The organism is Streptomyces sp. NPDC001401 (assembly GCF_042895385.1).
Classification (GTDB): Bacteria; Actinomycetota; Actinomycetes; order Streptomycetales; family Streptomycetaceae; genus Streptomyces.
The window spans coordinates 387,792-401,138 of the sequence record NZ_JBIAWI010000006.1 but is presented as its reverse complement, the minus strand read 5'-3'; the positions used below and the strand labels follow the sequence as shown (position 1 = coordinate 401,138).

The window sequence follows — 13,347 nt, the reverse complement described above, 5'->3', positions numbered from 1 at the left end:
GCCTACGGATGCCGGCGGGCGGACGTCGGTCGACGCGGGAGGGTGGGCGTGCGTGACGTCGGTGAGGGTGAGAGGAGAGACGGCTCGATGATCAGCGCGGCGGGCGCGCCGGGCAACGGCTCAGACCGCGGTGAGTAAAGAGTGATGCCCGGTCAGGACGGGTGCGGCTCCCGGCCCGTGAGAGGTTGCTGGTCCCACTGCGGCTCCTACTGTTCATCCCCGTGATCGCTCTCGGGGATCCGGTCCGTGGCGCGGCTCCGTCACGGTCCCTGGGTACTTGATCCGACCGGATCAAGCCCTTCTGCTACGCTCTGCAGCGCTGCAAAAGTGTTAACCGAGAAGTTGCCGCGCTGCAAGAGGCACAGGGGACCTCTTGGAGAAAATTTCAGCGCTGAAACCGACATCCGGGATGAAGGTGGCATATGGCAAAGGGCGTCACACTCCGCGACGTCGCGGAGCTCGCCGGCGTCTCCAGCCGGACCGTGTCCAACGTGGTCAACGGCTACGCGCCCGTCGCCGAGGCCACCCGCCTCCGGGTTCAGCAGGCCGTGGACAAGCTCGGCTACCGGCCCAACGTCCTGGCCCGCAACCTCGCCGCAGGCCGCTCGGGCCAGATCGCGGTGGTGGTGCCGTACCTGGACACCCCGTACTTCGCCGAACTGCTGCAGGGCATCATCCGTGCGGCCCGCGTCCAGGGCTACAACGTCCTGATCGACCAGACGGACGGCGACGCCGAGCACGAGAAGCTGTTCCTCAGCCGCGGCTCCCAGCACCTGCTCTTCGACGGCGTCATCTTCAGCCCCCTCGGCCTCGCCCAGTCCGACCTGACCGAACGCGACCCGAGCCTGCCGCTCGTCGTGCTCGGCGAGCGGGTGAGCGACGGCGGTTTCGACCACGTCGGCATCGACGACGTAGCCGCCTCCCTGGAGGCGACCGAGCATCTGCTCGACCTCGGCCGGCGCCACGTCGCAGCGATCGGCGACCAGCCCTACCGCACCGGCGAGGCGGCCCAACTGCGCACCCGGGGCTACCGGTTGGCCCATGAGCGGGCCGGTCTGCCCGTCCGCGAGGAACTCGTCGTCTCCACCCCACGTTTCAACCGCGCCGACGGCGCGACGGCCATGGCCCACCTGCTCGACCTGGAGGAACCGCCCGACGCGGTCTTCTGCTACAGCGACCTGGTCGCCCTGGGCGCTTTGCACACCCTGGCCTCCCGCGGACTGCGCGTCCCCGAGGACGTCGCCGTCGTCGGTTACGACGACATCGAGGACGGTCGCTACTCCAATCCGTCCGTCACCACGGTCTCCCCGGACAAGAAGGTGATCGCGGAGACGGCGGTGGAACGACTGCTCAAGCGGATCGGCAGCTCGACCCCCGTCCCGGGCATGGAGATCCGGGCGCCGCACCGGCTGATTCCCAGAGCCAGCACCATCGGGCGACAGGCGGCGGCAGCTGACCGATCGTGAGCATGCGGGCGGATGCCCGGTGCTCGATCACCTCAGAGAGGAAATCTGCACAGGTCAGAGGCATAGCATCGCCCAGCGCCATCGCTTCCCAGTGGTGCAGTGCAGCTCCTGGAGGCAGCCAGGCGTGTGCCAGGTTGCCCACGCCCTAATGCCGGATCAACATCTGGGCCTGATGGGCCACTTCAGCCCAGGACAGCTGGCAGAGAGCCACCTTGTGCTTGCGCCGTACGTCGATACTGACATCGACCAGCGGGCTGCCTTCCAACGCGACGTCGTTCGACAGGGTGATGACGGCTCCCCTTCATACATAGGTGCGGATATAACCGGTGACACTATTGATATCCATGGAGGTGCGGTCGATGAGCCGAACCGTGATCGACCTCGACGATCAACTTGTCGCGGACGTGGCCAAGGCCCTCGGCACCAGTACCAAGAAGGAGACGGTGAACACCGCGCTGCGCGAAGTGCTGGAGAACCGGCGGCGCGCCCTGGCACTCACCCACCTGCGAGCGGCGGCCGACGAGGGCGCCTTCGACCTGGAGCTCTTCGAGGACAAGGGGAACTACCGCCGGTGAACGCCGCGCAATTCCTCATCGACACCAGCGCGCTCGCCCGCCTCCTGCGCGGCGACGCTGAGCAGTTCGGATGGGACCAGGCGGCGACCGCCGGGCTCATCGCCACCTGTCCCATCACCCCGAGCTGGAGTTCTTCTACAGCGCACGTTCCGCTGCGGACTGGGCACAGGGCATCGACGACATGCGCCTGCTCTTCGGAGGGGTGCCGGTCGACGACCGCGCCTGGCAGGTCCAGGAGATCCTCACCCAGCGCGGACAGCACCGCAGCGCCGGAGCCGTCGACCTCGTGGTGGCCGCCACGGCCGAGCTGCAGGGGCTGACTCTTCTGCACCGGGACCGGGACTTCGAGTGCATCGCCGCGGTCACCGGACAAGCGCTCCAGTGGTACGGCCCAGACGCCGGGAAATGAGCCGGGCCGCCTTCGCTGTTCCGAGGAGCTGTGCCGGAGGGCGTGTGCTCGCGCGAAGGCGCCCTCGAGCCGGACATCCCCACCAACCGAGCCAAGCTCAGAGCCCGTTCGCGCAAGGGCCCTGCCGGCCGTTCCATGAAGCCGTGCCCACAGCATGCCCGTCAGTGCGGACAACAGCAGTGCAATACGACCGACACAACCACCCCGGCGGGCAGCCATCTGCGCAGGTCAAAGCCGTAAGGCACACACAAGCGCCGTCGCTTCCCAAGCTGAGAGCGCGAGTTCGATTCTCGTCACCCGCTCCATAATGAAACCCCAGGTCGGTGGCCTGGGGTTTGTTTGTTGTCTGGATCAGCTCAGGGGTTTCGTGCTCTTCGCGCGCCCTAAGTCGAGGTCATGCCCGCACCTGAGACCCTTTGGGCACGAATCGCGGCACCCTCCGGCGAGATCGTCTCAAATGACGAGACACATTTCGACTGACCCGCGTCACGTATCGAGCAAATGGGGTTCAAGTCGCTTACGCAAAGGCCAGCTTGCAGGGTGGCGCACCACTGCTCGGCCTGAAGCAGGCAGATGCCCGCCTCCCTCGCCCGAACAGCAGCCAATTGCCTATGCCAATCACGCGAACCCAGCGCCCCGGCTCACGGCAGAAGACGTCGAGCCACTGACATGAAGAGTCTCCTTACCCGGCTGCAACGCCAGGCGATGCCGAGTCGGCCTCATCGAGATCGGCGTGCCGCTTCCACGGGTAGCTATCCCAACCTGCGTCCAGGATCAGGTTGCGGCCGAGGTTCTTTCACGTGTGGTGTGGCGTACGCGGGCATGGGTGCTCACGCGGACCCTTCTTGCGCCAGCGCGCGGCTGCTGATCGCCTCGGTGATGGCGTAGGCGGTCTGGACGAAGGACTCCGCCTGCTGCTCCGACAGATTCCGGGCGGAGGTCTCCTCCAGAGCCCGCCACATGGCTGCCAGGGGCTCGCGCATGGCACGGCCCTTGTCGGTGAGGTGGACGACCATGACGCGCCGATCGTGCTCGGCCGGCTCGCGGATGAGCAGGCCGGCGTCCTGCATGCGGCGTAGGGACTTGGAGACGGTTGAGTGGTCCAGGCCGACGCTTTCGAGCAGCTCGGACTGGGTCTGGCCGTCCCGGTCGAGGAGTTGCATCAGCAGCAGTTCCTGTCCGGGATGCAGGTCCATCTCGCGGAGCATGGCGGCGGCGCTGGCGCGGTGGGCGCGGGCGAGCTGGAAGATCGCGTAGCTCATCGGCCCCTCGCTGGCCGTGGTGGGGGTGCGGGGTGTGGGGGCGGGCATGGTTCGGTTCCTCAGACGGTGTAGGTGGGGTAGTCGGTGTAGCCGGCCACTCCGCCGCCGTAGAAGGTCGCCGGGTCGGGGGTGTTCAGCGGCGCGTCAGAGCGTAGCCGCTCGACCAGGTCCGGGTTGGCGAGCGCGAGGGCACCGACAGAGACGAGGTCGGCCGTGCCCTGGTCGATGTCCTTGGCGCGGGCGGGCAGGTCGGTGCCGGCCCGGTTGAGGATCAGCGTGGTCGGCCACTGCGTGCGCAGGGTGCCCAGCAGCTCCTCGTCGCCCGCGTGCATCACGTGGAGGTAGGCGAGGCCGAGCGGGCTGACGGCGCGTAGGAGCGCCGGATACAGCTCGGCGGTGTCGGACTCGGCGATGTCGTTGTAGGGGTTGCCGGGGGAGATGCGCAGGCCGGTGCGGTCGGCGCCGATCTCGTCGGCCACCGCGGCGGCGACCTCGACGGCGAAGCGGATGCGGCCCTCGATCGAGCCGCCGTAGCGGTCGGTGCGCTGGTTGGTGTTGTCGGACAGAAACTGGTGCACCAGGTAGCCGTTGGCGCCGTGGATCTCCACGCCGTCGGCGCCTGCCGCGACGGCGGCCGCTGCGGCGCGGCGGAAGTCCTCGACGGTCGCCGCGACCTCCTGCGTCGACAGAGCACGGGGTGTGGGCATCTCCTGGGGCCCGGACGCGGTGAACATCGCGCCCTGCGGCCGGATCGCCGAAGGGGCGACCGGCCGGCGGCCGTGGGGGGTGTTGTCGGGGTGAGCGATGCGTCCGGTATGCATCAGCTGGATGACGATCCGGCCGTCGGCCGCGTGCACGGCGTCGGTGACCTTGCGCCACCCGGCGATCTGCTCGTCGTTGTGGATGCCGGGGGTCAGGAGGTAGCCCTGCCCGTCGGCGGAGGGCTGGGTTCCCTCGGTGATGACGAGCGCGTGCGAGGCCCGCTGGGCGTAGTACTCGGCGTTCAGCTCGGTCGGTACGCCTTCAGGTGTGGAGCGGTCACGGGTCATGGGGGCCATGACCAGGCGGTGCGGCAGAGACATGCCGCCAAGAGTGGTCGGCGTCCACAGGGAATCCAGCATGAGGGGGTCCTTCGATAGGGCGGTGACCGGCCGGTCACCGAAAAGGCGGCGGGTGGTCGTGGGGAGGCGGTGGGAGGGCGTGCTCAGTCGACGGTCAGGACGAGCTTGCCCCGCACGTGCCCGGCGTCGCTGACCTGCTGGGCCGTGGCCGCCTGGTCGAGCGGGTAGGCGGTGACGGTGGTGACGAGCTTGCCGGCCGCGGCGTCCTGGGCCAGGGCGGCCAAGCGGGCGGTCGAGCGTTCCTGGGACCCCTGGGAGAAGGTGATGCCCAGCTGCCGTGCACCGAAGTCGGCGATGGTGACGATGCGCTCGGCACCGCCCCGCAGGGTGATGGAGTCCTCCAGGGCGCCCTTCCCGGCCAGATCGAACACCGCGTCCACGCCGTCGGGGGCCAGCGCCCGCACCCGCTCGACCAGGCCTTCGCCGTACACGGTCGCGGTGGCGCCGAGCGAGGTGAGGTAGTCCTGGTTGGAGGGGCCCGCGGTGGCAATCACGCGTGCTCCGCGGGCCGTGGCGAGCTGGACCGCCAGGGTTCCCACCGCTCCGGACGCGCCGTGCATCAGCACGGTCTCCGCTGCGACCACCTCCAGCAGGTTCAGGACCCGCTCGGCCGTCTCACTGGCCACCGGCAGCGCGACCGCGTGCTGCCAGTCGAGGCCGGCGGGCTTGGGGGCCACGGTGGTGGCCAGCGCGTACTGGGCGTACGAGCCGGTGTCCGACCAGCCCAGCGCCGACCTGCACGTCGCTCACGCCCTCACCCAGGGCGTCCACCACGCCGGCGAGCTCGCCACCGGGGACGGCGGGGAGGGTCGTCGGGCGGACGGCCTCCAGCATCCCGGCGCGAATCTTGCCGTCCAGCGCGTTCAGCCCGGCGGCCTTCACGCGGACCCGGACCTGGCCGGGGCCGGGCTGCGGGACCTCGATGTCCGCCTCGTGCAGCACATCCGGGCCGCCGAACTGGTCGAAAACGATTGCTTTCATGATGACTCCATTCCCTTCGGCCACCAAAAGCGTGGCTGGCCACATAATCAAGGTAACAGCAATCATGTGGCTAGCCAAGTAATGGCGAGACTGCCGGCTGCTCCGGTGAGGCCCATCCCGATGGTGGTCAGGGCGGGTAGGCGAGTGTGAGCTCACGGGGAGGTTGTCGACGCCGATGTGCGCCAGGCCGTCCGGGACTTCGATGCGCTGCGTGCGGCAGCTCGCCAGGACGGCGAGAGCGATCAGATGGTTGAAGGCGGCGACTGCTGTGACCGGGGTGGTGCCCCCGTCCATTCCGCGATGGCGCAGGCTGACGACCTGTGGCGCCGGCAGACCCAACTCACCGCAGGCCCCGGTGGCTCCCCGTAGGCGCGGCTGACAGAAGGGGCGCTCTCGGGGGTCGTCCAGCGCGGCGTAGCCGATGTGCCGGTGCCCGTACGCCGCGAGGAGCTCGATCTGCAGGCGTCCTGTGCCTTCCTGGCTCAGCCCGGTCAGGCGGACGCTGTCTGGTGCGAATACGCCATCGAGCAGAGGGACTTCCGCCTGATGCAGTGACTGCGCCTCGGCAGGTGGCAAGCTGCCGACGCGACGACCACCACCGCTGGACGTGCTGCATCTGTGACGGAACGTCGACCCCGATCTGGATCTCCGCCATGCACTGCTCCTCAGGTCAGTGGTCCCGGGGGTCAGGCCACCGCGTTCAACAGGTCGGCCAGCACGTCTGGGCGCTCAAGGGCGATGAAGTGGCCTGCCTTGGGGACCTGTGTGAAGTCGGCGGCCGGAAGCAGTTGCTTGTTGGCTTCCCGGTCCGAGGGGCGGGACCAGTCCTTTTCGCCGTAGACGAGGTGGATGGGCGCCTTGATCTCGGGGTAGCGCGGGCGGGCGGCGATGAGGCTGGGCAGGGCCTGGTACACGGCCCGGGCGACGGTCGGGTAGCCGGGACGGGCGCCCGACTGGAGGAGTTCGTCCACGTAGTCCTCGCGCAGTACGCGCTTGTCGCCGAGGCCGCCCTGAAGGATCTTGCGGAGGGCGGCCTTGGGCTCCACCCCGGCGATCACCGGGCCCACGCCCGGGGCGAGGACACCGCTGATCACCACACGGGCAAGGAGGCTGGACCGGGCGATGCCGCCGCGGAAGTCGTAGGTGTTCACCGCGACGACGCGCCGGACCCGCTCCGGCAGATCGGCCGCGGCGGTCAGGGCGAGCACCGCCCCCATGGACTCCCCCACCAACGTCACGTCGTGGAGGTCGAGTTCGGTCAGGAGCCGCTCGACGCCCGCGCGCATGGCCGGCTCGTCGTACGACGCCCCGGGCACGATCTCGGAGTAGCCCATCCCCGGCAGGTCGAGGGCATACACGGTGTACCGGTCCGCGATCAGCGGGATGAGGTGGCGGAAGTGCTCGGCCTGCGTGCGCACGGTGTGCAGCAGGACCACGGGAGCACCGGACCCCGCCTTGAGGTAGCGCAGGGTTCCCTCGCGGCCTTCAAGTCCCGCGCGCGGGGCGATGGTGTGGCTGGTGGTCCCTTGAATGTGAATCGTGGGACGTGACTCGTGGCTGGGCATCTCGCCGACTCCTCGGGGTGTGAAGGGGGTTACTTCGCCAGTTGGGGGTACAGGCCGGCCAGGTCGCCGGCCAGGCCCGCCTTGACCTGCCGCGAGATGTCGTCGGCGAGCACCTCGTACGCGCCCGTCTCGATGCCGTCGAGGGCGAGTGCGGCGACGTCACGAGGGTCGGACTTGGGTGCGTCGACGTCCGCCGCCAGGTCCGTGTCGACGTAGCCGACGTGCAGTCCGGTGACGGCGATGGCGCGCGGCTGAAGCTCCAGGCGCAGAGAGTTGGTCTGCGACCACAGGGCCGCCTTGGAGGCGCTGTAGGAGCCGCCGAGGGCCAGCCAGGAGAGCACGGAGTGCACGTTCAGGATGTGGCCGCCGCCGTTGCGCTCGATGACCGGCACGAAGGCGCGGGTGAGAAGCAGCGGACCGTAGAAGTTGGTCTCGAACTCCCGGCGTACGTCGTCGACCGGGGAATCGAGGAATGACGCGCCGACCGAGGCACCGGCGTTGTTGATCAGCACGGTCACGTCTTGCGCCTGCGCGGCGGCGGCCGCCACGGAGGCAAGGTCGGTGACCTCCAGCGCCACCGGGACCGCGTCGGGGTGCGTCACACTGCGCGGATCGCGGGCCGTGGCGTAGACCTTGCCGGCGCCGCGCACATACAGCTCCTCCACCAGCGCCTTGCCTATGCCCCGGCTGCCGCCGGTGACGAACACGTTCGCGCCCTTCAAAACAGTCATGACTGCCTCCACAGAATGAGAAACCGATCGGTTTCCAGTACAGTAAACCGATCGGTTTCCAGGCGCAAGCCCGGCAGGGCCCCCGGCTTCACCGGGGCGTTCCGTACCCGTGGATCCCTGGGATGACGAGTTCTCCACCTGTCTGTCCGGCCTGGTCGATGTCGGCGTCGTCCAAGCCGAGTTGGAGCTTGAGGTCGAGTTTCCCGACCGTGTCGTAGAGCCACTCCGGGACGGTGTCGGGCGTGAGGTGAAGGCGGAGGACTGGGGGCAGGGGGACGCCTTCGACGCCGGAGAGGGTGCCCGTCAGGCTCTCGACGTACATCGTGATGCGGTCGCCTCGCAGCGTGGACGTCGAGCCGGGCGCTCCGTCGATGTACTGGATCTGCGGGCCGACGGGTACGGCCATCTGCAGGTCGCGGATCGTCACGGCCGCCGCGGAGAACTTGAGCACCCGCTTGGGCCCGGCGGCCGTGTCCACGATCACCACGCCACCAAAGACGAGGTCGCGCAGTTCGAGGCGGCTTCCCTTCATGTTCCAGGACTCGGCGGCGAATCGACCGGCGCTCGTGTCCTCGGGAGCCTTGACGTCGCTGATGTCACAGGTGCGGGAGGTCCCTGTGGTGGACGCTGGTCGGGACGACGGCTCAGTGGTCCGATGGCCGGGGGTGGGTGACGCGTGAGGTGCGGCCGGCGGCGCGTCGGATGGTTCCGCGGTCGTCGGCGTCGGCGTCGGAGCGGCCAGGCTCGATGAGGGACTCGTGTCGGGTGCCGGACTCTGCTGCTCGGTGTCGCCATGGAGGAGGGAACCGAGGACGTCCGCGAGGCCGGTGGTGGCGGCGGTCGCGCTCGGTGAGGCCGTCGGAGCCGGGTCCAGGCTCGTTTCCTCGTCAGCCACGTGCCTGACAGCCTTCTTCCGCGCCGAGGCCGAACAGGGCGGGGCGAGCGACCCGGACCTGCTGGCCCGGCAGCTGATCCCGGTCTTCGACGGCGCCGGCGCCCGTGCGGGAACCAAAGCCGACACGCCGACTGGGCTCGTCGCTCCCACTGTGACCGTCCTGCTCGATGCTGCGGACATGCGCTGACGCATCGCGTTTTACGAGCAGCTGCGGCGACCGATGTGCGCGGCGAGTCGCGGCCGGCCTCCGGCGACCCGAGCAACACCCTTACCCCCTGCCATCCGAGGGGAGTCAGGTAGCCGCAAGAGTGTCGATGAGCATGCCGTGAGCCAGGAAGGGTCGTGGCCTCATTGACATCAGCCCCCAGCGGCAGTGCACGGCCTCACAAACATCCAGCGGCCCGGACCGACTCACGGGGCTGAGCTCTGATCGCCGGTGATCGATCGCCAACGTCCGCGAGGAACTTGATCGACAGTCCGAAGGAGAGGCTCACCGCCTGGGCTTACACGCGGAAACCGATCGGTTTACAGTGGCGAAACTGATCGGTTTCTCGCCCTGGAGGCGAGTATCGCACCCGAATCACGAGGAGCACGGATGACTGCCGCGCGCGACGCCGAGGGGCAACCGACTACCCCGGCCCCCAGGCTTCCGGCGAAGCTGGCCGCCCACCCGTCGGTTCAAGCTGTACTCGCCCGGCGCAGGACCGGTGGCGGGGCGCACACGCTGCCACCACCCCCTTCGAGGCACTGCCCGGCTTCTACCGCTTCCTCGCGGAGTTCGAGCCCCTGCGGCAGATCACCGGCGGGATCCGCTCGATCCTCTACTACGACGCCCAGGGCGACGCGGGTCTGACGCGGGGCTGGGTCATGATGACGGCCGGACTCGTGGCGGCTGCACTGTTCGGCTTCGGCGTACTGGGGTGGTACGACCGCAAGGGACTGCACCGCATCCCGACGGAGACGAAGCCCGAGAAGACCGCCGTCCCGGCGTAACGGCAGGTCACCCTGGACGGGTCATTACTCGGAGTGGCCCCGGTGTGTGTCGCCCTGCCGGGGACGACGGGCGCGCACACCATCACGGCTCGGCGGCGGCCCTTCCCCCAGGCCGTCGCCGAGCCTCTCCCCCGGGACCCCCTGGAAACCGATCGGTTTTTATTTCGTCCGCTTCGGGTTAACCTCGCGGTATGACCACCGAAGTGAAACTGTGCCCCAGGGAGCGGCTGCTGGAGGCGGCGGCCACGCTCACCTACCGAGACGGCGTCAGCATCGGCGTCGAGGCGCTGTGCAAGGCGGCGGGGGTGTCGAAGCGCTCCATGTACCAGTTGTTCGAGAGCAAGGACGAACTCCTGGCAGCAAGCCTCAAGGAGCGCGCCTCCGCCTACGTGGCGACTCTCCTGCCTGCGGCGGACGACGGCTCCCCCCGCGAGCGGATCCTGCACGTCTTCGCGCAGGTGGAATCACAGGCCGGTGCCCCCGAGTTCCGCGGCTGCCGGTACCTGGCCGTGCAGGTCGAACTCAAGGACCAGAGTCACCCCGCGAGCCGGGTCGCCCATCAGGTCAAGGCGAACCTGACCGGCTTCTTCCGTGCCGAGGCCGAACAGGGCGGGGCGGGCGATCCCGATCTGCTGGCCCGGCAGCTCAGCCTGGTCTTCGACGGAGCCAGCGCCCGCGCGGGAATTCAGGCCGACAACCTGAAAGGGCTCATCGCCCCCACGGTGACCACCTTGCTCGACGCGGCAGGCGTGCGCTGACGCGTCGCCCGCACAGAAGACTCCCTCACGTCCCGGCGCTCGCGGGAAGCCCGATGGCCGTAAGCGTGTTGCCGAGCATGCCGCAGGCAAGGAAGCTTGCGGTCTTGTCGGCATCGGCGCCCAGCGACAGGTGCACGGTTTCCCAGATATTCATCCAGCCGGCTCGGACGACCTCGCCGATCAGGCCATCGCCCTGAGCCTCGGCGGCCGCCACGGCGGCATATCCCTGCATCTGCATCAGGAGCGTCTCGGGTCGCGTCGAGATCAGCTGCGCGTAAGCGTTCGTCATGGCTTGAAGAACCCGCTCGCCGCCCTCCGCCCCGTCGGCCGCCGTCTCGAAAGCCAGGCGGGTGTCGTCCATGCTCCGCACCAGAGCGGCGACGAAGATCGCCTTCTTGTCCGGGAAGAGGCGGAAGAGATACGGCTGCGTGACGCCGGCCCGCTTGGCGATCGCCGCGGTGGAGGTGCCGTGGTAGCCGGCGATCGCGAACTCGGTGATCGCCGCGCGGGTGACGCTCTCACGCCTCTCCAGCGCACTGATCCTGCCCATGGCGACATTCTCCCTGCTTGAACTTGCACGCGGAAACCGATCAGTTTACCGTAGAGGAAACCGATCGGTTTCGAGTGAGCGCGGGAGTCCATGATGACGACAGATCAGCCGGTGGCACTCGTGACGGGTGCGTCATCCGGCATCGGGAAGGAAACCGCGCTCGCCCTGGTCGCAGCCGGATTCAACGTGGGCGGCACAAGCCGTGACACCTCACGCGTCACCCCGCTCGACGGCGTGACGTTCCTCGGACTCGACGTCGCCAGTGACACCTCGGTCGCCGCCACGGTCCAGGAGGTGAGCGAGCGGTTCGGGCGGATCGACGTCCTGGTCAACAACGCCGGCGTCGGCTCGATGGGTGCGGCGGAGGAGACCTCCGTCGAGCAGGCCCAGTCCGTCTTCGACACCAACGTCTTCGGGGTCATGCGCATGGTGAACGAGGTCCTGCCGCACATGCGCACTCAGCAACGCGGGCGCATCATCAACATCTCGTCCGTGCTCGGGTTCCTGCCCCAGCCCTACATGGCCGCCTACGCCGCCTCCAAGCACGCGATCGAGGGCTACACCGAGTCCCTGGACCACGAGATCCGTGACCACGGCGTCCGGGCTCTCATCATCGAACCCGCCTACACCAGAACCGGATTCGAGGCCAACAGCGCGAAGCCCGACACTCCCCTGCACGCCTACGCGAAGCAGCGGCAGACCGTCGACCGTGTCATGGCGGAGGCCGTCAGGGACGGCGACGCCCCCGCCGTCGTCGCCAAGGCGATCGTCACGGCAGCGACCGACCCGAAGCCGAAGCCGCGCTACACCGCCGGCCCCCTGGCCGGACGCGCACGCGTACTGCGCCGTCTCGCTCCCGCCGGGGTCTTCGACAAGCAGATCCGCAAGATGAACCAGCTGGCCGGCTGACGCGCAGGCGCCGCCTGGGCTTTCCGGACAGCCGCCCCACCTCCACCAGACAGAGGACCCCTTGAGGCCAGAGCGCAATCCCATCCTGATCACCGGTGCCGCCGGCGAAATCGGTGGTGTGAGCCGGACGATGGTCGACATGCTGCGTGAACAAGGGCACCCGGTACGGGCGTTCGTGCGCCAGGACGACGAACGCGCGCATGCGCTCCGCAGGGCCGGGACCGAGGTCTTCGTCGGTGACCTGCTGACCGTCGCCGAGGTGACCGCCGCGCTGAAGGGGGTGCGGCGCATCTACTTCAGCATGAGCCTGTCGCCGTACTACACCGACGCCGTGAGCCTGATGGCCGCGGCGGCGCGGGCCCAGGGCGACATCGAGGTCTTCGTCAACATCTCCGAGTACGAGCAGTCGTTCATGACGTTCGAGAAGATGACCGCACCGGAGGAAGAACGGCGCGCGTGGCTCGGCGGACTCTTCGCCAACTGGTCGCCGCAGCAGCGGGCCCATTGGGTCGCCGAGCAGGTGCTGGACTGGTCCGGCCTCCCGACCGTCAACATCCGCGGAGCTATGTTCGTCGAGAACCCCCTGATGACCTGGCTGGCCCTGGAGCCGCTGAGCAGAGGTGAACTGCGCCTGCCCTTCGGTGACCACCGGCTCGCACCCATCGCGGGCTACGACGTGGCCGAACTGTGCGTGAAGATCCTGACCGACCCGGCGCCGCACATCTCGAAGTCCTACGACCTCAACGGCCCGGAGCTGAAGGACATGCACGGATTCGCGGAGGACTACGCGGCCGTGCTGGGACGCCCGGTCGTCTACGTCCCCGAAGACATCGAAACCTGGAACGCCACCTACGTCGACACCGCCCTGTCCGCGCTCCCACACACCGCGGAGCACCTGAAGACCCTGACCCGGTTGATGGGCGGCGGCGGGTACCGCGGCACCACCGACCAACTGGAGACCCTGCTCGGACGCCCGCCGAAGACCGTGCGCTGGGCGTTGGAGAACCACCCACGCATCCAGAAGCTGGCGGCTGCCTGAGCCGCCGAGAGGCCCGGAGCGGGAGATGGACACCACGCCGGAGCCCATAGGCCGAAGACGAGTCCATGTGCACTCGCAAGGACTCCGCGTGGT

General features: G+C 68.7%; 11 protein-coding genes and 5 pseudogenes. 8 read left to right on the top strand and 8 right to left on the bottom strand.

The window, feature by feature from the left end; translation table 11 throughout:
• Positions 1 to 422: 422 nt before the first annotated feature.
• The 3 genes and pseudogenes from ACFY10_RS23090 to ACFY10_RS23080 all read left to right on the top strand — a co-directional run bounded on the left by ACFY10_RS23090 (position 423) and on the right by ACFY10_RS23080 (position 2,450).
• The gene (locus ACFY10_RS23090) at positions 423 to 1,466 is read left to right on the top strand and encodes a LacI family DNA-binding transcriptional regulator (RefSeq protein WP_390667037.1); all 1,044 of its coding nucleotides are present in this window, start codon (positions 423 to 425) and stop codon (positions 1,464 to 1,466) included.
• A 359-nt stretch (positions 1,467 to 1,825) separates the two neighbouring features.
• Entirely contained in the window at positions 1,826 to 2,041 is a 216-nt protein-coding gene (locus ACFY10_RS23085) for a type II toxin-antitoxin system VapB family antitoxin (protein WP_390667036.1), read from the top strand.
• Positions 2,038 to 2,450, top strand: a pseudogene (locus ACFY10_RS23080) (PIN domain nuclease). The gene ACFY10_RS23085 and the pseudogene ACFY10_RS23080 overlap by 4 nt, the downstream one beginning before the upstream one ends.
• 830 nt (positions 2,451 to 3,280) lie before the next feature.
• Here ACFY10_RS23080 and ACFY10_RS23075 read toward each other — a convergent pair.
• From ACFY10_RS23075 to ACFY10_RS23045, 7 genes and pseudogenes are all read right to left on the bottom strand, one after another.
• The gene (locus ACFY10_RS23075) at positions 3,281 to 3,760 is read right to left on the bottom strand and encodes a MarR family winged helix-turn-helix transcriptional regulator (RefSeq protein WP_390667035.1); all 480 of its coding nucleotides are present in this window, start codon (positions 3,758 to 3,760) and stop codon (positions 3,281 to 3,283) included.
• An 11-nt stretch (positions 3,761 to 3,771) separates the two neighbouring features.
• A complete protein-coding gene (locus ACFY10_RS23070; protein ID WP_390667034.1) occupies positions 3,772 to 4,833 on the bottom strand; it encodes an alkene reductase in 1,062 nt (353 codons plus the stop codon).
• Positions 4,834 to 4,916: 83 nt separating this feature from the next.
• Positions 4,917 to 5,814: pseudogene (locus tag ACFY10_RS23065) on the bottom strand (NADP-dependent oxidoreductase).
• A gap of 210 nt (positions 5,815 to 6,024) precedes the next feature.
• Positions 6,025 to 6,390: pseudogene (locus ACFY10_RS23060) on the bottom strand (LacI family transcriptional regulator); the annotation flags it as partial.
• A gap of 110 nt (positions 6,391 to 6,500) precedes the next feature.
• On the bottom strand, positions 6,501 to 7,379 hold the full coding sequence (locus ACFY10_RS23055) for an alpha/beta fold hydrolase (RefSeq protein WP_390667033.1): 879 nt from the start codon (positions 7,377 to 7,379) through the stop codon (positions 6,501 to 6,503).
• 29 nt (positions 7,380 to 7,408) lie between these two features.
• Positions 7,409 to 8,110 (bottom strand): SDR family oxidoreductase, encoded by a 702-nt coding sequence (locus tag ACFY10_RS23050; protein ID WP_390667032.1) that lies wholly within the window; start codon positions 8,108 to 8,110, stop codon positions 7,409 to 7,411.
• A gap of 88 nt (positions 8,111 to 8,198) precedes the next feature.
• Positions 8,199 to 9,005, bottom strand: a complete 807-nt coding sequence (locus ACFY10_RS23045) for a hypothetical protein (protein WP_390667126.1) — start codon at positions 9,003 to 9,005, stop codon at positions 8,199 to 8,201.
• 1 nt (position 9,006) lies between these two features.
• On the opposite strand from ACFY10_RS23045, the pseudogene ACFY10_RS23040 reads away from it, so the two are divergent.
• From ACFY10_RS23040 to ACFY10_RS23030, 3 genes and pseudogenes are all read left to right on the top strand, one after another.
• Positions 9,007 to 9,192: pseudogene (locus ACFY10_RS23040) on the top strand (TetR/AcrR family transcriptional regulator); the annotation flags it as partial.
• Between the two features lie 539 nt (positions 9,193 to 9,731).
• A pseudogene (locus ACFY10_RS23035) lies at positions 9,732 to 9,998 on the top strand (DUF3533 domain-containing protein); the annotation flags it as partial.
• Positions 9,999 to 10,189: 191 nt separating this feature from the next.
• On the top strand, positions 10,190 to 10,756 hold the full coding sequence (locus ACFY10_RS23030) for a TetR/AcrR family transcriptional regulator (RefSeq protein WP_390667031.1): 567 nt from the start codon (positions 10,190 to 10,192) through the stop codon (positions 10,754 to 10,756).
• 25 nt (positions 10,757 to 10,781) lie between these two features.
• Here ACFY10_RS23030 and ACFY10_RS23025 read toward each other — a convergent pair whose 3' ends face one another.
• A complete protein-coding gene (locus ACFY10_RS23025; protein ID WP_390667030.1) occupies positions 10,782 to 11,306 on the bottom strand; it encodes a TetR/AcrR family transcriptional regulator in 525 nt (174 codons plus the stop codon).
• Between the two features lie 93 nt (positions 11,307 to 11,399).
• Between ACFY10_RS23025 and ACFY10_RS23020 the strand changes: the two genes are divergently transcribed.
• The gene (locus ACFY10_RS23020; protein ID WP_390667121.1) at positions 11,400 to 12,215 is read left to right on the top strand and encodes an oxidoreductase; all 816 of its coding nucleotides are present in this window, start codon (positions 11,400 to 11,402) and stop codon (positions 12,213 to 12,215) included.
• Between the two features lie 139 nt (positions 12,216 to 12,354).
• Positions 12,355 to 13,254 carry an NAD(P)H-binding protein gene (locus ACFY10_RS23015; RefSeq protein WP_390667029.1) on the top strand — a complete coding sequence of 300 codons (900 nt, stop codon included), beginning with the start codon at positions 12,355 to 12,357 and terminating at the stop codon, positions 13,252 to 13,254.
• The last annotated feature ends 93 nt before the right edge of the window (positions 13,255 to 13,347 follow it).

Coding starts and splice junctions, on each gene's coding strand:
- ACFY10_RS23090 (WP_390667037.1), top strand. CDS start 423: ATGGCAAAGGGCGTCACACTCCGCGACGTCGCGGAGCTCGCCGGCGTC.
- ACFY10_RS23085 (WP_390667036.1), top strand. CDS start 1,826: ATGAGCCGAACCGTGATCGACCTCGACGATCAACTTGTCGCGGACGTG.
- ACFY10_RS23075 (WP_390667035.1), bottom strand. CDS start 3,760: ATGCCCGCCCCCACACCCCGCACCCCCACCACGGCCAGCGAGGGGCCG.
- ACFY10_RS23070 (WP_390667034.1), bottom strand. CDS start 4,833: ATGCTGGATTCCCTGTGGACGCCGACCACTCTTGGCGGCATGTCTCTG.
- ACFY10_RS23055 (WP_390667033.1), bottom strand. CDS start 7,379: ATGCCCAGCCACGAGTCACGTCCCACGATTCACATTCAAGGGACCACC.
- ACFY10_RS23050 (WP_390667032.1), bottom strand. CDS start 8,110: ATGACTGTTTTGAAGGGCGCGAACGTGTTCGTCACCGGCGGCAGCCGG.
- ACFY10_RS23030 (WP_390667031.1), top strand. CDS start 10,190: ATGACCACCGAAGTGAAACTGTGCCCCAGGGAGCGGCTGCTGGAGGCG.
- ACFY10_RS23025 (WP_390667030.1), bottom strand. CDS start 11,306: ATGGGCAGGATCAGTGCGCTGGAGAGGCGTGAGAGCGTCACCCGCGCG.
- ACFY10_RS23020 (WP_390667121.1), top strand. CDS start 11,400: ATGACGACAGATCAGCCGGTGGCACTCGTGACGGGTGCGTCATCCGGC.
- ACFY10_RS23015 (WP_390667029.1), top strand. CDS start 12,355: ATGCTGCGTGAACAAGGGCACCCGGTACGGGCGTTCGTGCGCCAGGAC.